The organism is Pedobacter duraquae (genome assembly GCF_004362245.1).
Lineage (GTDB): Bacteria > Bacteroidota > Bacteroidia > Sphingobacteriales > Sphingobacteriaceae > Pedobacter > Pedobacter duraquae.
The window spans coordinates 18,862-38,722 of the sequence record NZ_SNWM01000007.1 but is presented as its reverse complement, the minus strand read 5'-3'; the positions used below and the strand labels follow the sequence as shown (position 1 = coordinate 38,722).

At 41.0% G+C, this 19,861-nt stretch carries 21 protein-coding genes; 11 read left to right on the top strand and 10 right to left on the bottom strand.

Translation table 11 applies throughout. The annotated features are described in order from the left end of the window. Window position 1: 1 nt before the first annotated feature. Genes CLV32_RS21485 through CLV32_RS21475 form a run of 3 tightly spaced genes read right to left on the bottom strand, consistent with a single transcriptional unit; the run spans window position 2 to window position 3,000 of the window. Complete coding sequence (locus CLV32_RS21485) at window positions 2-1,051, bottom strand: HlyD family secretion protein (protein WP_133559034.1); 1,050 nt, start codon at window positions 1,049-1,051, stop codon at window positions 2-4. A 15-nt stretch (window positions 1,052-1,066) separates the two neighbouring features. Then, a complete protein-coding gene (locus tag CLV32_RS21480; protein WP_133559033.1) occupies window positions 1,067-2,383 on the bottom strand; it encodes a TolC family protein in 1,317 nt (438 codons plus the stop codon). After that, on the bottom strand, window positions 2,380-3,000 hold the full coding sequence (locus CLV32_RS21475; protein WP_133559032.1) for a TetR/AcrR family transcriptional regulator: 621 nt from the start codon (window positions 2,998-3,000) through the stop codon (window positions 2,380-2,382). The genes CLV32_RS21480 and CLV32_RS21475 overlap by 4 nt, the downstream gene beginning before the upstream one ends. 226 nt (window positions 3,001-3,226) lie before the next feature. Between CLV32_RS21475 and CLV32_RS21470 the strand changes: the two genes are divergently transcribed. Further along, the gene (locus tag CLV32_RS21470) at window positions 3,227-3,409 is read left to right on the top strand and encodes a hypothetical protein (protein ID WP_133559031.1); all 183 of its coding nucleotides are present in this window, start codon (window positions 3,227-3,229) and stop codon (window positions 3,407-3,409) included. A gap of 27 nt (window positions 3,410-3,436) precedes the next feature. After that, window positions 3,437-4,000 carry a DUF2911 domain-containing protein gene (locus CLV32_RS21465; RefSeq protein ID WP_133559030.1) on the top strand — a complete coding sequence of 188 codons (564 nt, stop codon included), beginning with the start codon at window positions 3,437-3,439 and terminating at the stop codon, window positions 3,998-4,000. A 52-nt stretch (window positions 4,001-4,052) separates the two neighbouring features. Here the strand turns inward: CLV32_RS21465 and CLV32_RS21460 are convergent, their stop codons facing one another. From CLV32_RS21460 to CLV32_RS21435, 6 genes are all read right to left on the bottom strand, one after another. Then, entirely contained in the window at window positions 4,053-4,535 is a 483-nt protein-coding gene (locus CLV32_RS21460) for a hypothetical protein (RefSeq protein WP_133559029.1), read from the bottom strand. After that, window positions 4,532-5,113 carry an RNA polymerase sigma factor gene (locus CLV32_RS21455; RefSeq protein ID WP_133559028.1) on the bottom strand — a complete coding sequence of 194 codons (582 nt, stop codon included), beginning with the start codon at window positions 5,111-5,113 and terminating at the stop codon, window positions 4,532-4,534. The genes CLV32_RS21460 and CLV32_RS21455 overlap by 4 nt, the downstream gene beginning before the upstream one ends. Window positions 5,114-5,194: 81 nt before the next feature. After that, the gene (locus CLV32_RS21450) at window positions 5,195-5,551 is read right to left on the bottom strand and encodes a DUF6249 domain-containing protein (RefSeq protein WP_243732380.1); all 357 of its coding nucleotides are present in this window, start codon (window positions 5,549-5,551) and stop codon (window positions 5,195-5,197) included. Between the two features lie 104 nt (window positions 5,552-5,655). Further along, a complete protein-coding gene (locus tag CLV32_RS21445) occupies window positions 5,656-6,084 on the bottom strand; it encodes a hotdog fold thioesterase (RefSeq protein ID WP_133559026.1) in 429 nt (142 codons plus the stop codon). Beyond that, entirely contained in the window at window positions 6,084-6,587 is a 504-nt protein-coding gene (locus tag CLV32_RS21440) for a DinB family protein (protein ID WP_133559025.1), read from the bottom strand. The genes CLV32_RS21445 and CLV32_RS21440 overlap by 1 nt, the downstream gene beginning before the upstream one ends. Next, on the bottom strand, window positions 6,568-7,779 hold the full coding sequence (locus CLV32_RS21435; protein ID WP_133559024.1) for a sensor histidine kinase: 1,212 nt from the start codon (window positions 7,777-7,779) through the stop codon (window positions 6,568-6,570). Before CLV32_RS21435 ends, CLV32_RS21440 begins: the two co-directional genes overlap by 20 nt. Before the next feature lie 46 nt (window positions 7,780-7,825). On the opposite strand from CLV32_RS21435, the gene gltX reads away from it, so the two are divergent. The 8 genes from gltX to CLV32_RS21395 all read left to right on the top strand — a co-directional run bounded on the left by gltX (window position 7,826) and on the right by CLV32_RS21395 (window position 17,209). Then, window positions 7,826-9,337 (top strand): glutamate--tRNA ligase, encoded by a 1,512-nt coding sequence (gltX, locus tag CLV32_RS21430; protein ID WP_133559023.1) that lies wholly within the window; start codon window positions 7,826-7,828, stop codon window positions 9,335-9,337. 7 nt (window positions 9,338-9,344) lie between these two features. Then, window positions 9,345-10,184 carry a KPN_02809 family neutral zinc metallopeptidase gene (gene ypfJ / locus CLV32_RS21425; protein WP_133559022.1) on the top strand — a complete coding sequence of 280 codons (840 nt, stop codon included), beginning with the start codon at window positions 9,345-9,347 and terminating at the stop codon, window positions 10,182-10,184. A 120-nt stretch (window positions 10,185-10,304) separates the two neighbouring features. Then, window positions 10,305-11,429, top strand: coding sequence for a hybrid sensor histidine kinase/response regulator (locus tag CLV32_RS21420; protein WP_133559021.1), 1,125 nt, complete (start codon window positions 10,305-10,307; stop codon window positions 11,427-11,429). 17 nt (window positions 11,430-11,446) lie between these two features. Beyond that, window positions 11,447-15,040, top strand: coding sequence for a response regulator (locus CLV32_RS21415; RefSeq protein WP_133559020.1), 3,594 nt, complete (start codon window positions 11,447-11,449; stop codon window positions 15,038-15,040). Window positions 15,041-15,064: 24 nt separating this feature from the next. Beyond that, on the top strand, window positions 15,065-15,433 hold the full coding sequence (locus CLV32_RS21410) for a response regulator (protein WP_133559019.1): 369 nt from the start codon (window positions 15,065-15,067) through the stop codon (window positions 15,431-15,433). 8 nt (window positions 15,434-15,441) lie between these two features. Continuing rightward, on the top strand, window positions 15,442-16,269 hold the full coding sequence (locus tag CLV32_RS21405) for a CheR family methyltransferase (RefSeq protein WP_133559018.1): 828 nt from the start codon (window positions 15,442-15,444) through the stop codon (window positions 16,267-16,269). Beyond that, window positions 16,269-16,835, top strand: a complete 567-nt coding sequence (locus CLV32_RS21400; protein ID WP_133559017.1) for a chemotaxis protein CheB — start codon at window positions 16,269-16,271, stop codon at window positions 16,833-16,835. Before CLV32_RS21405 ends, CLV32_RS21400 begins: the two co-directional genes overlap by 1 nt. A gap of 11 nt (window positions 16,836-16,846) precedes the next feature. Further along, entirely contained in the window at window positions 16,847-17,209 is a 363-nt protein-coding gene (locus CLV32_RS21395) for a response regulator (RefSeq protein WP_133559016.1), read from the top strand. Here CLV32_RS21395 and CLV32_RS21390 read toward each other — a convergent pair. Beyond that, the gene (locus tag CLV32_RS21390; RefSeq protein WP_133559015.1) at window positions 17,204-18,886 is read right to left on the bottom strand and encodes a dipeptidyl-peptidase 3 family protein; all 1,683 of its coding nucleotides are present in this window, start codon (window positions 18,884-18,886) and stop codon (window positions 17,204-17,206) included. The genes CLV32_RS21395 and CLV32_RS21390 overlap by 6 nt on opposite strands. 165 nt (window positions 18,887-19,051) lie before the next feature. Here CLV32_RS21390 and CLV32_RS21385 point away from each other — a divergent pair, with 165 nt between their 5' ends. Beyond that, complete coding sequence (locus CLV32_RS21385; RefSeq protein WP_133559014.1) at window positions 19,052-19,837, top strand: N-acetylmuramoyl-L-alanine amidase; 786 nt, start codon at window positions 19,052-19,054, stop codon at window positions 19,835-19,837. Window positions 19,838-19,861 lie beyond the last annotated feature (24 nt).

Sequence of the window (19,861 nt, the reverse complement as noted above, 5' to 3'; positions counted from 1 at the left end):
ATTAGTCTTTTATAGAAACAGAAACTTTAACGCTCATACCCGGACGGATTTTGTCGAGCATAGCTTTTGAAGCTTTTGTAATTTTGATTTTTACAGGGATACGTTGAACTACTTTTACAAAGTTACCAGTAGCGTTATCTGGGGGAAGTAATGAACCTTTGGCACCAGTTGTTGGAGAGAAATTATATACTTCGCCTTCAATTTTTTCATTAGGATAAGCATCTACTTCTACCTCCACTTTCAGTCCGGCACGGATATCTTCCAACTGTGTTTCTTTGAAGTTTGCAGTCACGTAAAGACTGCCTTCATTTACAATTGAGAAAAGAGACTGCCCGGCTTGCACCAATTGTCCTTTTTGCACATTCTTTTTAGAAACGATACCCGTTGCTGGTGATTTGATATCTGTATATGACAATTGTAATTTGGCAAAATCTACATCTGACTGGCGCTGTGACACTCCATTACTGCTTACAGCAAGTTGAGACTGCGTAGTTCCCACTTGTTTAACTGCTGCTTCGTATTGATCTTTTGTAGCGGTGTATGCGGCTTGCGCAGCTTCTTTTTCAGCCTTAGCCTGATCAAATTGCTGTTGTGTAATCGAACCGTCCTTTACTAGATTAGCATAGCGGTCATAATCCTTTTGTGCGAGGGATAGTTTAACCCTTGCAGCTTCGATATTGGCTTTGGCAGTGCTCGTATTTGCTGCTGTTGCTGCAATTTGAGACTGTGATACGCCAACACCTGCACTTGCGCCTTTTTGTCCGGCCTCGGCTTGTTCAAGCTTTACCTTGAAATCGCTGTCGTCCAATTTCACCAATACCTGGCCTTCAGTAACACGCGTGTTCTCTTCAAACATGATTTGATTCACGTAACCACCAACACGTGCAACTACAGGGCTGATGTCGCCATCAATCTGGGCATCATCTGTATCCACATGTTTACTATAATATAAATATTCTTTAACACCGAAGATGGCGCCCGCAATAACCAGTACCGCTAATATGATGGGTACGACTTTGCTTTTCTTTTTTGTTTCAATTTCAGTAGTCATTGCTGTTTGTGTTATTTATTGAGAAATTTTTCCTGTTGATTTTAATAATGTATAGTAGGCAAGGCCTGCATCTGCTTTAGCGATTTCCAGATTAATCTTAGACTGGTAAAGCAAGGTTTCTGCGTCGATCCTGTCTATTGCTGAAGCCACGTTGTTTTTGTACTTGGATTCGAGTAATCTGTCATTTTCCGATGCTTGCGCTATTGAAGTTTCCAGAATTTGGATTTTGTTGACCGCTAACTGGTAGTTTTGGTAGTTTCTGTTGATTTCTGTTTTTACGTTATCAGACTGAACATCTTTTTCGAGAACTACGCTTTTTTGCTGCACGCGGGCCTCAGAGACTTTATTTTTATTGTTCCACAAGGTTCCGATGTTCCATGAAACCGTTGCGCCAAGGGTTACCGGAACAATAAATTGATTTGCCGGAGGTATGAAACCGCCACTTGGATTGATGTAATATAAATTAGCACCAACACCAACTGTAGGGAGTGTATTCGCCTTAATGGATTTTACATTCACCTCCGCAACCTGGTTTCTTAGATCCAGTTGTCTAAGCTCTTGCCTTGTACTTAGGCCCATGTCTACATAGCTATTTAAAGGGTGAACTGTTTTTATACCATTATCTGGCTCAGTAATTTCTACGTCTGTATTTTCCGGAAGACCCAAAAGAATATCCAGATTGTAGTTGATGATCTTGCGGTTGTTTTCTGCTTCGAGTTGTGTAAGTGTTACGTTTGCTTGCTGCAGTTGAAATCTTAGTACATCATTTTTGGTCACAATACCTTGCTCGAAGAAACGTTGGGCTTGTTTTAGCTGACTTGCAATAGCATCCAGATTCTGCGCAATAACCTTTTTACTCTGCGCTATTTTATATAGGGAATAATAGGTGTTAATTACTACATAGCTGATTTCTTCCTGATCTTTGTCTGCATCTAACTTGGCAACTTCTGTAAGCAGGCGGGTAGATTCTGTAGCGAGTTTTAATCTTCCGCCACCATATATAACTTCTTCTACTGCTGCGGTTCCAACAAATGCGTCAGCACGTTTGGGTAAATGGATTGGATCGCCGCCGCCGATACTTAATGTGTTTGTTGGAATCTCGGCATGGTTATAAATGAACGAAGCACTGGCGCTAGGCAGGACATTGTCTTTAACAACATTAAGCCTGGCTACGGCCTCATCGATTTTATTTTGAGAAAGCTTCAAATTTTTGCTGTTTGCTATGCCAAGTTGCACAGCTTCCTGCAGACTTAGTTTTTTAACATTTTGAGCATACAGCATTCCCGGCAGGAGAAGAGCGAGAAAGCTTAATTTAATTGGTTTGTGTATCATTTTTGGGGTGTTAAATACGTTGTTATAAGATCTTTTAAATAGGTGATCAGCCTTTCAGTAAGGATGTCTTTATCAGCAGGTATGTTGATATCGAGTTTAGATCCGGCCGTAATCTTGGACGGCGAAATTGCCACATTAGTGATGGTACCCATAATTGTTGCGATTACCATGCGCACATCTACCTTTCTAAACATGCCACTTGATATCCCTTCGTTTACAATCTGTTCAATCACATTTAGGTTTCCTGTCATAGAATCTTTTAAGCGACAGTAAATCTCTGGGCGTTGAGAGAGGGAAAGCTCGCGATGCATCATCCGATGAAAGGCTATATTGTCCAGTATCCGGCGGGCATATTGTTCAATTACCTGCATTAGTTTTTCTAGTACAGAGATTTTTTCCTGATTGATGATGGCCAATTGTGCACTAAAACCTTCGATCCTATTGGACATAATTTCGAGGAATACACCATCCTTTGATCCAAAATAATAATTGATCATAGCCATATTAGCACCTGCTTCCTTTGCTATCTGACGCGTAGACGTGCCCTCATAGCCCAGCTCCGAAAATAACTTTTCGGCTGCTGTTAGAATGCTTGTTCTTTTATCTGGTTTTTCCATTTCTTTTTTGATGGCACAAAATTAATCAATCGATTGATTAGTTATAAGAAAATTTTAATGACATGCTTTATGATGACAGAAATCTGACAGGGGAAGACATACTACACTAATTGTATGGATATTTAAGCAGCTGATCTTATTTTTTTAGAAGATCGTCGGAGTTTATGCTGGAAATGAAGCGATTTTAAAATATTTCAATACCTTTGAAGCATAAGATTTTATTGACATGATTAAAGAAGAAAACAAACAGAATTTTAACTGGGTTTACGGCGTTCTAGGTCTTTTCTCGGGTATCTTGATAGCTGCGAGTATATCAGGTAGCTTTTTATGGTCGTTATTCGGTGGTATTTTGGGTCTGATTTTCGGCGCAGTATTCCTGAATAGTATTGTCAAAGGTCGTTCATACTAAAATTCCGGACGAAAAAATAGACCAAGGATGAAAAAATTAAGTATAATTATTGCGCTTGCATGCTTTGCTATTGCGGTAAATGCACAGGATGTAAAATTCCCACCATTAGATCCAAGTCCAGCAGATTTGGCTTACTTTCCGGTAAATGCAACTCAGAAAGCTGTTAAGGGCGGTCCGGTTTTGGCTATTGCCAAGGTTACCTATTCACGGCCTGCAAAAAAGGATCGTGAAATCTTCGGTGCTCTTGAAGGTTTTGGTAAGGTTTACCGTTTGGGGGCAAATGAAAGCACTGAAATTAAATTCTTTAAACCAGTTACGGTTGGTGGGATGCAGATAGCTGCCGGAAGTTATGGGCTGTTTGCAATTCCTAATAAAGATAAATGGACTATCATTATTAGTAAGGATACTGACCATTGGGGTGCATATACTTATGATGAAGCTAAGGATATCGTTCGCGTAGATGTACCTGTTAAGGCACTTGATGGCGTTGTAGAAAATCTGTCAATGGTGTTTACACCAGCTGCTGATGGAGCAACACTAAACATCGGTTGGGATAAAACAGCGGTGGCATTACCGATTCAGTTTAAATAAGAGATACAAAACATGTAAAAAAGGAGTCTTGCAAGCGCAAGACTCCTTTTTTTTAGCGTAGACTTTTTCTGCGAATAAAACCATCCAGGTAGATCAGTCCAAGTACGACGTCTACGAATAAAAATATCTTCATAAACAATGGCGTAATATATTGTGAGATATCGAAACTGATTTGCATTTTTGGCAGTTTAAAATCGGCTACGGTATAAGTTCCATGTGCAGCTGCATAACAAACAATGTAGATGAGTAGTAATACAAAAACAGCAGTTATCGCGTAGATGATGCGTTTGTCAACTTTTGTTTTTAAAGAAATCGGTGCGATTTCCAATTGAACAAGATCCATTACATTTCTCGTAAAGGACATGGAGGGTTCATCAAGCTGTTCGGCATCCAATAGCTGATGAATCTGCAGCAATTCAGCATAGACTGTGCTATAAGTCTCGTCTGAAGCGATTTTGGCGGCTACAATAAGCTTTTCTTCCTGACTGCATGTATTGTCGATGTAATCCCAGATTTGTTCGTCTATGCTTTTCATATCAATTCCTTAACTTCATCTTTTAATAAATATTGTAATTTCTCTTTTAGCCTTGCGCGTGCACGGTGTAATTTTACCTTGATGGTATTGCTTTCCATGTTTAGCGCCTGGCCTATTTCTTCCAGACTTTGTTCTCCCTTATAAAACAATGTAATAATAGCTGCATCATCGGGTAACAGCATTCCGATAGCCTGGTTTAGATAAGCATGACCTGACGTCTTTTCGATTGTGTTGGCATTATAGTCGGATATATGATTCTCCAGCTGTATAGCAGCCCCCTCATCGTCTATCGAAGCGATATCAAGCCTTTTTTTCCTGAGGAAGGTCATTGCTGTTGTATAGGTGATTGCGTATAGCCAGGTGGTAAACTTGGCATCTTGCTTAAAAGTACCTAATGCCCTGTAAGCTTTCACGAAGCAATCCTGCGAAATTTCTTCAGCATCTTCTCTACTTTTAGCGAAGCGCATGGCTAGCGTAAATACAAACCGCTGATGCCGCTTTACCAGCTGCGCATAAGCAGCGGTATTACCCTCCAGGATCATTGTAATTAGTGCTAAGTCACTGAGCTCTTGCTTCATGATACAATGTAACGCTTTAATTTAGTTGTGTAGATTGAGATGATAAAATCTGGTCCGGATGACCGGACCAGTCAGGCGTGTTTACAGTTTATCCGGATTTTTGTCCAGCCAGTTTTTTTCTACTGCATACGATCCAATCAATCCAAATCCACCAAAAAGGCTGATAGAGCCAAAATATACCGCTACAGCCTCGTCGTCGCCCATACCTGTACCCAGTACAGTAAATAATGCAACTATGATTCCTAAACCTAGGCCAACCAATAAAAGGCCAAACTTTAAACTCAAAAATGGTTTAGGGGCAGATTGTCCGGCTCTTCTAATGCCTGGGTCTATTCCTCTTTCAATCATCGCCATTTTTTCTTTATTTGAGAAATATCTTATGCCGAAGACCAGGGCAAAACCGCTGATAAATAATGTAATTGGGATTAGCTCTTCCATGATATTTAGTGTTAAATGTTAAAATTTATGTTCTGTTGAACTTGTGTTCTATGTACTATGACGACATCAAATTTTAAGAGGTTACACCTTGATATGGAAATATTTTATTTTTCTTGCGGTTTAGGTAGAATCGCTACAGTAAGACGGCTGATACAGCTTAACTTGTTTTGATCTGTGTAGAGTCTTATTTCCCAGACATGCGTTTTGGCACCTATATGGATCGGTTTGCAGATGCCAGTTACTTTGCCGTTTTTCACAGCACGCAGGTGGTTGGCATTAACTTCCAGTCCTACGGCGATATATTTTTCAGGGTCGATACTTAGGTAGGAAGCGATACTTCCCAAAGTTTCTGCGAGGACTACAGAAGCACCACCATGAAGGATGCCGAATGGTTGATGTGTACGTTCATCCACTGGCATGGTTGCAGAGATAGAATCATTCGTTATTTCTGTGAACTGTATCCCAAGCAAAGTACCAATATGTTTGCTCGGCCACGAATTGAGTTCTTCTGGGGTACGGGTTAGATGCCACATTACAAATACCGTTCTTTAATAATCTGTGTGTGGTGAATTACGTGGCCGGCAGTGACGAATAGGATAGCTTTTACACTGATGTCTCTGCCGGAGGCATTGCCGACGTTGCCTAATTCAGCCTCATTGAGCGATTTAAACAAATAGAGGTTCGACTTGCGGAGCAGTCCGAATTCTTCAGACAAGCTAAACAGACTGCGGTCAGCAAAGTGCGCATTTGCGACATACTCATCTTCGTCAAAACCGGGGATAGCATTTTTCTCTCCTCTTGCGAAGGCTGTTATGCGGAATGCGAATACCCGCTCAGTATCGATCATGTGTCCAAACAATTGCTTCAGTGTCCATTTGCCGGGCGCATAGGCATAGTCGGCTTTTTCTACCAGACTATTAATATATTCGGGAAATTCAAACGCCTGTCTCTCTAATATCTCTAATACATCGTCTTCTACTAGGCTGATATATCGCTCAGCCCATTGCGGGTATTCATTAGGTAATGGTCGGTTCATAGGTTAAACTGCTTTTTAAAATAATTCGGAAGGTTGTTCCTTTGCCAAGTTCAGAGTCTTTGACAAAAATTTGCCCACTATGGTAATTCTGTACGATTCTTTTTGTTAACGACAGCCCTAGACCCCAGCCCCGTTTTCGGGTTGTATACCCGGGCTGGAACACCGCGTCAAATTTAGACCGGGGAATACCTTTGCCAGTATCCGTCACGTCGATATAGACCTCTTCTTTTGCAAGGTGCTCAATAATGTCGACGGTAATCGTACCTTCGTTTGCAATGGCGTTCGCTGCATTTTTAAGGAGGTTTTCTGTAACCCAATCAAATAAAGGTACGTTTAACATTGCACGGACCTGATCATCACCTGTAATGATGAATTTAACTTTATCTGATGTGCGCAGTTTGAAGTAATCGATGAAATTGCTGACTACTACATACACCACGTGATCTTCTAAAACCGGTTTAGAGCCGATCTTTGAGAACCTGTCGGTAATTACCTCGAGTCTTTTGATATCATTTTCCATTTCTGCAACTAGTGGGTCATTTTCTGCATCGAATCGTGACTTGATGAGCTCTACCCAAGCCATAAGTGAAGAGATTGGTGTGCCGAGTTGGTGTGCTGTTTCTTTAGCCAGACCTACCCACACCTGATCCTGCTCTGCCTTACGGGCGGAACTAAAGGCAACGTAGGCGGTGATTAGAAACAGCGCAATCACGCTAAGCTGAATATATGGAAAATAACGCAATTGGGTTAGAATAAAAGAATCCTTATAGTATACCAACATTTTTTCGCCAAAATAGGTCATTTTTAGCGGTGCATGCTGTCTTTTCATGCGTCTCAGCTCACGTTGGAAATAAGCAGGATCGTATGTGAGGTTTGCTGAGGCTTCGGGATAATTTGTTTTGGTGCTATCGAGGCGTAAAAACGCTTTAATCTCTTTTCCCAAAGTGTCTGTGAGGATGATCGGCGTAGTATTATTTTCAGTAACACTGTTTAGTACAATCGCATCTGGAGAATCATTGAATATTTCGGAAGAGCGCTCCATACTTTTTACCCAAAGCAGGAACTGCGCCTTTTCCTCTAACTCCATTTTCTTGACAAAAAAATCGGTATAAAAGACGGATGCTGTACCTATAATTATGGCAAAGACGAGCAAAAATATTTTCCAGCGGCGTTTTTTTTCGTACGGATTCATAGTATGTGATGGCAAATTACAAATTATATATCTTTGCGTCACGAATATGGAAAAGAAAGTAAGAGTAAGAGTAAGATTTGCCCCAAGTCCCACAGGAGGCCTTCATTTAGGTGGTGTAAGAACTGCCCTGTTCAACTATTTGTTTGCGAAGCAGAACAATGGTACGTTTATTTTGCGTGTTGAGGACACGGATCAGAATCGTTTTGTTGCCGGAGCAGAGGAATATATCGTATCCTGTCTGGAATGGTGTGGAATTGTACCTGACGAAAGTCCACAGGCTGGAGGTCCGTTTGCCCCTTACAGGCAAAGTGAGCGCAAGGCAAACTATAAACAATATGCAGATCAGCTATTGGCAGATGGTTATGCGTATTACGCATTCGATACCCCTGAAGAACTGGATGCCAAAAGAAAAGAAGAACCGAATTTTTTATACGGGCAGCGCAGCCGCATGGGTATGCGTAATTCACTTACCCTTACTGAACAAGAAGTAAATAGCTTGCTTGAGTCGGATGCACCCTATGTTGTGCGAATAAAAATGCCGTCAGATGAGCAGGTTTCTTTTGTCGATCTGATTCGTGGACATGTAAGTTTTGATACTAATCTGGTTGACGATAAAGTTTTATTAAAGGCAGATGGAATGCCGACGTACCATTTGGCAGTTGTTGCTGATGACAGGGAGATGGAGATTTCGCATGTCTTCAGAGGCGAAGAATGGCTCCCGTCTGCACCAATCCATGTATTATTATGGCGTTACCTAGGCTGGGGTGATGACATGCCTGCATGGGTGCATTTACCCTTAATCCTTAAACCAGATGGGAATGGCAAGCTTAGCAAAAGGGATGGCGATAGGCTCGGATTTCCGGTTTATGCGCAGAACTGGACGGATCCTAAGACAGGTGATGTTACCAAAGGATTTAAGGAGCTGGGTTTCATGCCAGAAGCTTTTGTGAATTTACTGGCCATGTTAGGTTGGAATGACGGCACCGACCAGGAGATATTTACGCTTGAAGAACTTATAAGTAAATTTTCCCTGGATCGGATTAGTAAGGCAGGAGCGAAATTTGATTTTGAAAAAGCAAAGTGGTACAACCACGAATGGATCAAAAATGCAGATGCGGGAAAATTACTGCCATACGTGAAAAAAAGTTTCGAAATGTCGGGCATTCCCATCACAAATACGGATCGCTTAAGTGCTGTAGTTAACCTGGTTAAGGATCGCTGCAATTTATTGTCAGATTTTGTAACACAAAGTAGCTATTTCTTTGTTTCTCCTACTGAGTATGATCTGCCTGCTGTAAAACCGAAATGGACTGAAGAGAAGGCAGCGTTTTTTGAAGCATTTATTCCACTATTAACAGATGAATCTGCCGTAGACCTGGAAACCTCTTTTAAGGCTTTGGCGACTGAGCAGCAACTTAAATCTGGAGAACTGATGCTTCCATTCCGTATTATGCTTGTGGGAGGGAAATTTGGGCCAGGGGTATTTGATATAGCTGTATTATTGGGTAAAACCGAAACAGCCTTAAGGATCCGCGCGGCGATACAACAATTTAATTAGATAAAATATGCAATGGTTCGGTAAAGGCAGCGGCAATGTAGACGATAGAAGAGGTATGGGCGGCGGCACCATGGTAGGTGGCGGCGTTGGAATAATTCTCGTGGTACTTGGTCTTCTTTTTGGCAAAGACTTTACCGGCTTAGTTAGTCAGCTCCCTGTTGGTGAACAGGCGCCTACATCTGGTAAGCGGGGTGTACCAACTGATGCTAAAGGAAGGTGGGTGTCAAATATCCTTGAATCCACAGATTCAGTGTGGATAGCTAAATTCCAGGAAATGGGAAAAAATTATGAATCGCCAACACTGACACTTTTTGATGATGGCGTGAATTCCGCCTGTGGTAACGCGAGTTCTGCTGTGGGACCATTTTATTGCCCTGGAGATCAACACGTATACATCGACCTGAGTTTTTACGATGAACTTAAAAATCGTTTTGGTGCTGCCGGAGATTTTGCCCAAGCTTATGTAATTGCGCATGAGGTTGGACATCATGTTCAGAATCTTCTGGGTATTACTGAGAAAATGGATCGCTACCGTAGTCAGCTGAGCGAAGTGGAATACAACAAACTTTCTGTAAAATTAGAGTTACAAGCTGATTTCTTTGCCGGTTTATGGGCACATGATGCCCAAAAACTACAGAATTTCAGGCTTGATCCTGGAGATATTGACGAAGCTTTAACGGCTGCAAATGCTATTGGAGACGATAAATTGCAAAAACAAGCGCAGGGACAAGTTGTGCCCGATTCTTTTACCCACGGTACTTCTGCGCAACGAATGTATTGGTTCAAAAAGGGATATGAAACTGGTGATATCAATCAGGGAGACACTTTCAACTCAAAAGAGCTTTAAGTCGGCAATAGTTTTAACGGACAAATTGACCTATGAACGATAATATTCTTTAAAGTTCTATAACTTAGATATAAATTAAACAAATTTGGCTTTTGTAATGCAGCCTATTTAATATAGATAATGATCCTAATCGTAGATGATACCCCCGAGAACCTAATCTCATTAAAAAAGGTTCTTGAGAAGCATGATTTTGAAGTAGATACCGCTTCCTCCGGAGAAGAAGCATTAAAGAAAGTATTGAAAAATGAATATGTGCTGATTATTCTTGATGTACAGATGCCGGGTATGGATGGGTTTGAAGTAGCGGAAGCTATTTCTGGCTATAGTAAAGCAAAGGAAACCGCTATTATTTTCCTGTCCGCGGCAAACACAGAATTGAAGTTTATTACCAAGGGGTATTCTTCCGGTGGACTTGATTATATTACCAAGCCTGTAGACATGGGGATTCTATTGCTCAAAGTCAAAACCTTCTATAGAATCTACGAGCAAAGCAGAAAGTTAATTGAAATTCAAAAAGCTTTAATGGACGAAATTGAGTTCAGAAAGAAAGCAGAACACAAAAAAGATGAGTTTATCAGTATTGCCAGTCACGAACTAAAAACCCCTTTAACAAGTGTAAAAGGATATGTTCAATTATTAGGTAGAAGCATTGATAAAGGTGATCTTGAAACGGTTAAGAAGCACTTACAAAAAGCAGAAGTTCAGTTGGAAAAATTGAATGACTTAATTGCTGACCTGCTCGATATCTCTAAAATAGAAAGCGGAAAACTTAAATTCAATAAGAAGAACTTTGTTATGGATGATTTACTCGATAGTATCATCGAGATTATGCATCAGAGTAATCCTGAATTTCATATTCTTAAAGAAGGGCACGCCCCACAAGAGATATTTGGTGATGAAATGCGTATTGAGCAGGTTATCATAAATTTTCTCACAAATGCAATGAAATATTCTCCGGGAACTTCAGAAATTAAGATTGTTGTTCGTTTTGAAAACGCCGGCGTATATGTTGGGGTAAAAGATTATGGCATCGGTATAGATACTGAGCAGCAGAAAAGTGTTTTTGACAAATTTTACCGGGTAGAGGAAACGGCAATCCATTTCCAGGGTCTTGGCATCGGCCTGTATATATCGGCTGAGATCATCCGCAGACATGGAGGTGAGGTTGGTGTAAAGAGCGCGATTGGAGAAGGGTCGGAGTTTTATTTCCATATTCCCTTGATTTCACCTACAGATCCAGATTAATATTATATTATTATACTATGCAAAAATCTCTAAAAAAGAACCTTCGTATTGGTTTAGGGCTTTCGTTATTAATACTTTTTGTCAGTTCTCTAGCTTCTTACATCAGTATTAGGAATCTGATTAAAAGTGCAGATCTTGTCGCACATAGTAATGATGTGATTACAAAAACTGATGGTATTTTGTCAACGCTTAAAGATGCTGAAACCGGTCAAAGAGGCTATTTGCTAAGTGGCGATAAGATATTCCTTGAGCCTTATAATGGGGCAAAAGAAAAGGCCCTCGGATTACTAAACGATGTATCAGAGCAGACGGTTGACAATCCTTTACAGCAGCGTAATGCAAAGAAACTGCAGGATATCATTGAGAGAAGGCTAACCATCATCGAAAGCACGATCCGTGTTAAAGAGCGTGGCGGAAATGTGAGTGTGGCCGAGCTGTTGTCGGGTAAGGATTACATGGATTCGGCAAGGCTTATATCAAAGAACATGCAGACAGAGGAAACCAGGTTGCTTGAACTGCGCACAGCCGACCTGAACAAGCTGGCATCTTACACACCGACCCTAATTATTTTGGCGGCGGTCTGTTCACTACTCATCACGTTCTTCTTTTATAGAAAAGTCTCCACGGATTTTAATGCTCGGATGAAGTTACAACAAGCTTTACAAGATAAAAATGAGGAGGTAGATCATCGCATAGAAGTGATTCAGGGATTGGCAAGTCAAATCTCCGCTGGTAACTATAGTATCCGTTTGGAGGAGGGTACAGCCGATGGCCTTGGAAGTTTGGCGGGGTACCTGAATGCCATGGCGGAATCTCTGCAGTACTCATTTTCGCTGCTCGGTGATAAAGAGTGGTTACAAGCGGGAATTGCTAACCTGAATGATAAGATGGTTGGCGAGAAATCAGTTTCTGAATTGGCAGGAGATATTTTAGAAAATATCGTAGAACATACTAAAAGTCAGGTTGCAGCCTTTTATTTGCTGGAAGATAAGGATTTACGTCTTGCAGGGAGCTATGCTTTGGAAGACACACAAAAAAGAGAAATCATTAAATTAGGTGTAGGCATTACAGGTCAGGCAGCTGAATCAGGTAAACAGATGTTACTCAATGATATTCCTGAGGGCAAACTAACTATCAGCTATGCCAGTGGACATACGACGCCTAAAAATGTTGTTGCAGTACCTATTTTTAGAAATCTCGCCGTCGTTGGCGTGATGGAATTTGGATCCATCAGTGCCTATACACCATTACAACTAGAGTTTTTAAACAGCATCGCTAATAATATTGGAGTTGCTATCCACGTATCGCAGAATAGGAAAAAGCTACAAGAATTCCTTGAGGAAACACAGGCACAGGCAGAAGAACTTCAGGCACAGCACAGTGAATTGGAAGGTTTAAACGCAGAACTCGAAGCGCAGAGCCAAAAAATCCAGACATCAGAAGAAGAGTTGCGGGTACAACAGGAAGAGCTTTTACAGAGTAACCAGGAGCTTGAAGAGCGCACCAGTTTACTTGAAGAGAAAAATCAGTTGATTCAGGAGCGGAATCTTGATATTCAACAGAAGGCAGAGCAGTTGGAACAGAGTACAAAATACAAGTCTGAATTCCTGGCTAATATGTCGCACGAACTACGAACACCGCTTAACTCAATTTTACTTTTGTCTAAGTTGATGTCTGAAAATAAAGAACTTGACCCTGAATACATAGAGTATGCGGAAGTGATTCAAAGTTCGGGACAAGGATTGCTGGGACTGATCGACGAAATTCTTGATCTATCGAAGATCGAGGCAGGCAAAATGACACTGGACTTCACTGATGTTAGTTTGACGGAAGTATCGACAGACATGCGGTCGCTTTTCAATCCAATTGCGAACAATAAAAAGTTGAAATTGTTTATTGAAGTTGTACCAGAGCTGGACACCTTGAATACGGATAAAATGCGACTGGAACAGATTCTTAAGAATCTGTTATCTAATGCAATTAAATTTACAACTGAGGGCCAGGTGAGTCTGACTATCCATCCGGACGAAACAGCAAAAATGATCTTGTTTAAGGTTACGGATACCGGCATTGGTATCGCTTCTAATAAACAAGATCTTGTGTTTGAGGCCTTTCAGCAGGCGGACGGGTCAACGAGGCGTCGATTTGGTGGCACAGGGCTTGGCTTGTCAATCAGTCGTGAGCTTGCTAAGCTTCTCGGCGGAGAGATTGAACTTACCAGTAAGGAAAATGTAGGTAGTGAATTCACCTTGATTCTGCCATTGGATCGGGCGGCCACGATGGAGGCTGAAAATCAACAGCAAGTGGAACTGATTAAACTCAGTGAAGTCCAGCCTTCGGCACCGCTTAGCAAACTCCCTGAACGTTTTACGGTTGACCGTATTCCTCAGGAGATACATGACGATAGAGCGGACATTAAGCCTGGGGATAAAATCATTCTTATCATAGAAGATGATACCGCTTTTGCAAAAACGCTTTTGGATTTTACGCGTAAACGCGGCTACAAAGGTATCAATGCAGTAAGGGGTGACGTTGGAATAGAACTGGCCAACCACTATAAGCCGTTAGCCATACTACTTGATATACAGTTGCCAATTAAAGATGGCTGGCAGGTTATGGAAGAATTAAAATCTAACCCGGCTACCCGCCCGATTCCGGTTCATATTATGTCATCGCTGGAGGTTAAGAAGGAAAGCTTGTTAAAAGGGGCAGTTGATTTCATCAATAAACCCGTAGCACTGGAACATATGCGTCAAATCTTTCAGAAACTGGAAGATGCTTTGAGCAGGCATCCAAAAAAGGTACTTATCGTAGAGGAAAATCGGCAGCATGCAGAAGCATTGAGCTATTTCCTTAGTAATTATAATATTCAGACTGAGGTAGCGAACAACGTTAGCCAAAGCATAGGGGCTCTGAATAAGAAAGAAGTAGACTGTGTTATACTTGACATGGGTATTCCAGATAAAAATGCTTACGAGACTTTAGAAACAATTAAGAAAACTAAAGGTCTTGAGAACCTCCCGATCATTATTTTTACGGGAAAAAATCTATCTAAAGGAGAGGAAAACAAAATCAAGCAATATGCTGATTCCATTGTTGTGAAAACGGCACATTCTTACCAGCGCATTTTGGATGAGGCGGGTTTATTTCTGCATCTTGTGGAAGAAAATCAAACCGAAGAAAAAAACAAAAAGCCAGTGTCAGAGCGACTGGGCGGATTGTACGAGGTGCTTAATAACAAAACGGTACTGATCGCCGACGATGACGTCAGGAACATTTTCTCGCTTACCAAAGCGTTGGAGCAACATAAGATGAAAGTATTAGCAGCTACAGACGGAAAGGAGGCGCTACAGGTGCTTAAAGATAACCCGGCGGTAGATGTTGTGTTAATGGACATGATGATGCCTGAGATGGACGGATATGAAAGCACAAAAGAAATAAGGAAGAACCCGGCATACCGCAATTTGCCAATTCTTGCTGTAACAGCAAAGGCGATGATGGGAGACCGGGAAAAATGTATTGCCGCAGGCGCATCAGATTACATTTCAAAACCAGTGGACGTTGATCAGCTGATCTCGTTATTGAGAGTTTGGTTATACGATAAAGTTTAATGCATCATAAATTACTGTAGAGTTATGACTAAAGGTAGAATTTTGATTATAGATGATGACAATAGAAACATCTTTGCATTATCTGCCGTGCTAAAAGCCCGGAAATACGAGTGCCTGTCTGCTACCAGCGGAGAGGATGGTTTGCATTTGCTAAAACAGAATGCAGATATTGCTGTTGTGCTGATGGATATGATGATGCCGGGTATGGATGGTTATCAGGCGATGGCCAAAATGAGGGAAGATGAGACGCTAAGTGGCATTCCAGTTATCGCTGTAACAGCCCAGGCAATGGTTGGTGATAGAGAACGTTGTTTAGAAGCAGGTGCAGTTGGTTACGTTTCCAAACCCATCAACGTTGATACGCTAACTGGCTTACTGACAAAATATATTTAAACAAGTTAATGCTTTTGGATTTACCGGTAATTAGTGAGGAACAGGTGGAAATTTTGCTTTCAGATTTATTGGAGCATTATGGGTATGATTTTACGGGATATTCTAAGGCATCTATCAAAAGAAGGGTACTTAGATTATATATGCTGGATAAAGCGGTCAGCTTTGCGGAGTTCAGGTTTAAGATTATCAACGATCAAGTTTATTTCAAGCGCTTTGTAGAACAAATTACGGTAAACGTAACGGAGATGTTCAGGGATCCTGGTTTTTTTAAAACCTTGCGCAATGAGGTATTACCTAAACTTGGTACTTATCCCTTTATCAGAATTTGGCTGGCAGGCTGCTCTACAGGAGAAGAGGCATTTTCGATGTCTATTATTCTCAAGGAGCTGAACCTCCTGCATAAATCGCTTATTTATGCAACGGATTTAAATCCAACTGTTCTTGAGAAGGCAGCGCAGGGAATGTTCAGCTTGAGTCAGATGAAACAATATTCTGAAAACTACATTTTGTCTGGTGGGACTAAAGACTTTTCCAGTTATTATACTGCAAAATATTCGCTGGCGAAATTTGATGAAGAGCTGAAGCATAAAATTATTTTTTCGACTCACAACCTTGTCTCTGACCACTCCTTTAATGAATTTCAATTGATTCTGTGCAGGAATGTATTAATCTATTTTGACAGGGATCTGCAGCAGAAAGTTTTGAATTTATTTGATGAAAGTTTGGAGGATCTCGGCTATCTTGCTTTGGGAACCAAGGAGACGCTCGACTTTACTTCTGTCGCAAAGAAATACAAGCGTCTGCCACTGGAAAAAATCTGGAGGAAAGTTAGTTAATGGAAAAATGTAAGGCGTTGGTTATTGGAGGCTCTGCAGGAAGTCTCGATGTACTGTTGAAGGTGCTTCCCAATCTTAGTAATTCATTGTCTTTTCCTGTAATCATTGTGGTCCACCGCAAGCACGGAGCTGATTCTTTATTACCGGACTTGTTATCTGGAAAAACTAAACTTGTTGTGAAAGAAGTAGACGAAAAAGAGCCTTTGGTAGCTGGAACAATTTATGTTGCCCCTTCGGATTATCATTTGTTGATTGAACAGGATCAGACTTTTTCACTAGACTATTCCGAAAAAGTAAACTATTCGAGACCAGCGATAGATGTTACTTTCCAAACCGCTGCGGAAGTATATGGGGATAAGCTTGCTTGTTTGCTGTTATCTGGGTCAAATGCCGATGGGGTAAATGGGTTAAAGACGGTAAAGGATTATGGAGGAATTACATTGATTCAGGATCCACTAACTGCCCAGGTTGCATATATGCCTGCCCAGGCAGCGCTACATGTAGATATTGACTACGCGCTCAAAATAGAAGATATGGCACCATTTATAAATTTATTATCAGAATAAAAACCATTACCATGAATCAAGCAAAAAAAGTATTCGTATTTGACGACAATGTAGACATCCTGGAATTATGTACGATCATCTTAGAAGATGCCGGATATGAGATAAAAACATCCTCTACGTCGAATGATATTGTTGACCAGGTATCAGCTTACATGCCGGATATCATTTTCATGGATAACTGGCTTCCTGATGTAGGTGGAATTGATGCAACACGAGAACTGAAGGCCCACGAAACATTGAATAAAATACCTGTAATTTATTTCTCGGCAAACAACGACGTTAAATCCCTAGCCGATCAGGCCGGAGCTGACGGTTACTTATCTAAACCGTTTGATATAGCAGAATTGGAAGAGATTATCAAAAAGTATCTATAATCCGCCAAGAACGTCTACACCTTGTTCGAACACGATATCTACAGGAATTCCTTTTTTGCTTAACCTTTCAAGATCTGATTTTAATTCAGGAGAAATTACTGCATTTTCTTTTCTTGCTTTTTCTACAGCCATTCTATCGCCATTTCCTTGAAGCGTAATGATCATGTTGCTCAGGCCGTTCATAGCGTCCGCAAATTTCGCAAAATCCACTTTGTAAGTTCCATTGGACGTTCTCACGAAAGCTTGCTTATCGGCGAAATAGTTAAAACATTGCATGTTCGCCTGACCATGGGCATCAGCAGCACCGAAACGCACAGAGCGCAACAATCCAGCCATGAACGTTGTGTAGTATTCCTTAATGTCGCCGTTTAATTCACCTTTTTTAAGCAGGCCGGTCACCATATAGAGGCCCAGGATGTCTGCTTTTCCTTCTTCCAGCCATGAATATTGCTCTTTAAGGGCGTCCTTAACAAAACCTTTTCCTGTCACTGTCTTTTTAATACCTAATCCGTGTGCCACTTCATGAAACATCACGTTTGCGAAAAAGGCATCAAATTTCACATAGCTAATTTGCTGTTGATCTATTAACTCTTTTGCAATAGGCACCAGAATTTTCTCAAATTTAGCTTTCATGGCATTTTTTAGTTGCGAGCGACGAGTCCCTTTTTTCTGTTGGATGACTTCGTCGTTCGGCAGGTTTACTGCAATCGTCTTAGCGCCCGCATTGCAATCTCCTGCGTAGTAAACCACGTCATATGCGTTGAGCTCTGAGTCTGAGCCTGGTGTTTCATTTTTGTATTTTGCTGGAACTGGGAGCCCTTTTTGTAGATCTGGTAGCATTTTAACGTACTTTGCTAATCTTTTGCTCCAATCTTTATCTTTTACCAGAACATATGATTCATATGCTGCCCGGGCATTAAAAACTTTATCCTCATAGTTCTCAATCGGACCGATAATAATGTCCAGTCCGTTATTCTTCATGTCAAGCCACGCATAGTCGCTGGCTGTAAAATCGTCTGTTACAAGTGCATCTGCGCGTAGGTTAAGGTATTTTTTCAATCCACTGTCTTCAGCAAGTAAAGCTGCTTGCTTTAATAAATTTGATGCTTTTTGTAATTCTACAGCAAAAAGCACATGGTAGGGAACTGTATAAAGAGCACCTGTAGAGTCTTTTTTTACTACAGAATACTGTCCAAATTTATCTTTTAATGTCGATTTTTCCAGGTCTGCTTTAGTCATCCCCGCAGGATAAAATGTAGCACCATCAGGTTTAGCACCAACTCCACTAATAAAAGCTTTGTTGTCGTTTAATCTGTCCCAGGGTCCATAATTTATTTTGATGAAACTTTTTGTCCGCTCGTCTTTAACAGTATTGAGCAGGCTATCTCTTTGCGGGTAAGTTTGTTTCCAATATAGTTCATCCATAATCTGCGCGGCCTGAACCAATAGCGGCAAAATTTTGCGTTCGCTGTTAGTCAGGTTGTTCAGATTTGTGGTAAGACGTACAGTTTCGTAAATCCTCAACCTGCTGTTTACATATTGTTGCATGCTGTCTGGGAGGATCACAGTTTTGGCCGTGGTAACCACACCATCAGTGTTGGTATTGGTGCAAGAGGCAAGGCCTGCAACAATTATACATCCAGTAAGGAAGAGAGAAGATTTGCGAATAGCGGTCATTGGTATATATTTCTGATTTGTGGCAAAATTAGTAAAAAATGCAGCGGACTCATAAAGTTTGTCTTGCTGAGTGCTTTTGGGTAAATATTAGTAATTTCACCATAATTATCAATCACTATGTTCTATTCATTAAAACCATTCAATCCGAAGAGTTTAATTGTCCCTATGCTATTTCTTTTCGGCTGTGCCGGAAGCAAATATGCTGCAACAAATAAAGTCTATAAAAATCAAGCCAAAGGCTTTGCAGAAACGATAAAGTCAATACCTCCTGTTAATCAGCACATCGATTCTGTAAGCACCGATTTGCAATCCTTCACAGGTTCGGTTAATTTTGGTATTCGAAAACCAAATTTTGTAATTATACACCATACTGCTCAAGGGTCGCTGGATGAGACGATTAAGACTTTCACATTAACGCGTACTGCCGTTAGCGCCCATTATGTGGTGAGCCGCAACGGAAAGGTTGTCCAAATGGTTAATGATTATTTAAGGGCACAGCACGCCGGCGTAGCAAAATGGGGTAATGATACTGACCTTAATTCTTCTTCCATTGGAATCGAATTAGATAATAACGGCGATGAGCCTTATTCGGATGCTCAGATTAGAAGCCTGCTAGGGCTATTGGGGACGCTTAAAAAGAAATATAATATTCCAACGGCTAACTTTATTGGTCATGCTGATATAGCCCCTAAGAGAAAGCCTGATCCGAACAGGTTTCCGTGGAAAGTGCTGGCAGAAAAAGGATTCGGATTGTGGTATGACCAAATCTTAAAAATGCCGCCTGCAACTTTCGATCCCGTGATTGCGTTGAGGTTAATTGGTTATGATACCAGTAATCTGGCTGCGGCAGTTACAGCTTTTAAAAGGCATTTTGTGCAGACAGATATTACGCCGACAATCACTGCAGCTGACAAGCTGATCCTGTATAATTTGTATCCAAAATATCTATAGCATAAAAAAACCGGCTCATTAATC

Coding starts and splice junctions, on each gene's coding strand:
- CLV32_RS21485 (WP_133559034.1), bottom strand. CDS start 1,051: ATGACTACTGAAATTGAAACAAAAAAGAAAAGCAAAGTCGTACCCATC.
- CLV32_RS21480 (WP_133559033.1), bottom strand. CDS start 2,383: ATGATACACAAACCAATTAAATTAAGCTTTCTCGCTCTTCTCCTGCCG.
- CLV32_RS21475 (WP_133559032.1), bottom strand. CDS start 3,000: ATGGAAAAACCAGATAAAAGAACAAGCATTCTAACAGCAGCCGAAAAG.
- CLV32_RS21470 (WP_133559031.1), top strand. CDS start 3,227: ATGATTAAAGAAGAAAACAAACAGAATTTTAACTGGGTTTACGGCGTT.
- CLV32_RS21465 (WP_133559030.1), top strand. CDS start 3,437: ATGAAAAAATTAAGTATAATTATTGCGCTTGCATGCTTTGCTATTGCG.
- CLV32_RS21460 (WP_133559029.1), bottom strand. CDS start 4,535: ATGAAAAGCATAGACGAACAAATCTGGGATTACATCGACAATACATGC.
- CLV32_RS21455 (WP_133559028.1), bottom strand. CDS start 5,113: ATGAAGCAAGAGCTCAGTGACTTAGCACTAATTACAATGATCCTGGAG.
- CLV32_RS21450 (WP_243732380.1), bottom strand. CDS start 5,551: ATGGAAGAGCTAATCCCAATTACATTATTTATCAGCGGTTTTGCCCTG.
- CLV32_RS21445 (WP_133559026.1), bottom strand. CDS start 6,084: ATGTGGCATCTAACCCGTACCCCAGAAGAACTCAATTCGTGGCCGAGC.
- CLV32_RS21440 (WP_133559025.1), bottom strand. CDS start 6,587: ATGAACCGACCATTACCTAATGAATACCCGCAATGGGCTGAGCGATAT.
- CLV32_RS21435 (WP_133559024.1), bottom strand. CDS start 7,779: ATGAATCCGTACGAAAAAAAACGCCGCTGGAAAATATTTTTGCTCGTC.
- gltX (WP_133559023.1), top strand. CDS start 7,826: ATGGAAAAGAAAGTAAGAGTAAGAGTAAGATTTGCCCCAAGTCCCACA.
- ypfJ (WP_133559022.1), top strand. CDS start 9,345: ATGCAATGGTTCGGTAAAGGCAGCGGCAATGTAGACGATAGAAGAGGT.
- CLV32_RS21420 (WP_133559021.1), top strand. CDS start 10,305: ATGATCCTAATCGTAGATGATACCCCCGAGAACCTAATCTCATTAAAA.
- CLV32_RS21415 (WP_133559020.1), top strand. CDS start 11,447: ATGCAAAAATCTCTAAAAAAGAACCTTCGTATTGGTTTAGGGCTTTCG.
- CLV32_RS21410 (WP_133559019.1), top strand. CDS start 15,065: ATGACTAAAGGTAGAATTTTGATTATAGATGATGACAATAGAAACATC.
- CLV32_RS21405 (WP_133559018.1), top strand. CDS start 15,442: ATGCTTTTGGATTTACCGGTAATTAGTGAGGAACAGGTGGAAATTTTG.
- CLV32_RS21400 (WP_133559017.1), top strand. CDS start 16,269: ATGGAAAAATGTAAGGCGTTGGTTATTGGAGGCTCTGCAGGAAGTCTC.
- CLV32_RS21395 (WP_133559016.1), top strand. CDS start 16,847: ATGAATCAAGCAAAAAAAGTATTCGTATTTGACGACAATGTAGACATC.
- CLV32_RS21390 (WP_133559015.1), bottom strand. CDS start 18,886: ATGACCGCTATTCGCAAATCTTCTCTCTTCCTTACTGGATGTATAATT.
- CLV32_RS21385 (WP_133559014.1), top strand. CDS start 19,052: ATGCTATTTCTTTTCGGCTGTGCCGGAAGCAAATATGCTGCAACAAAT.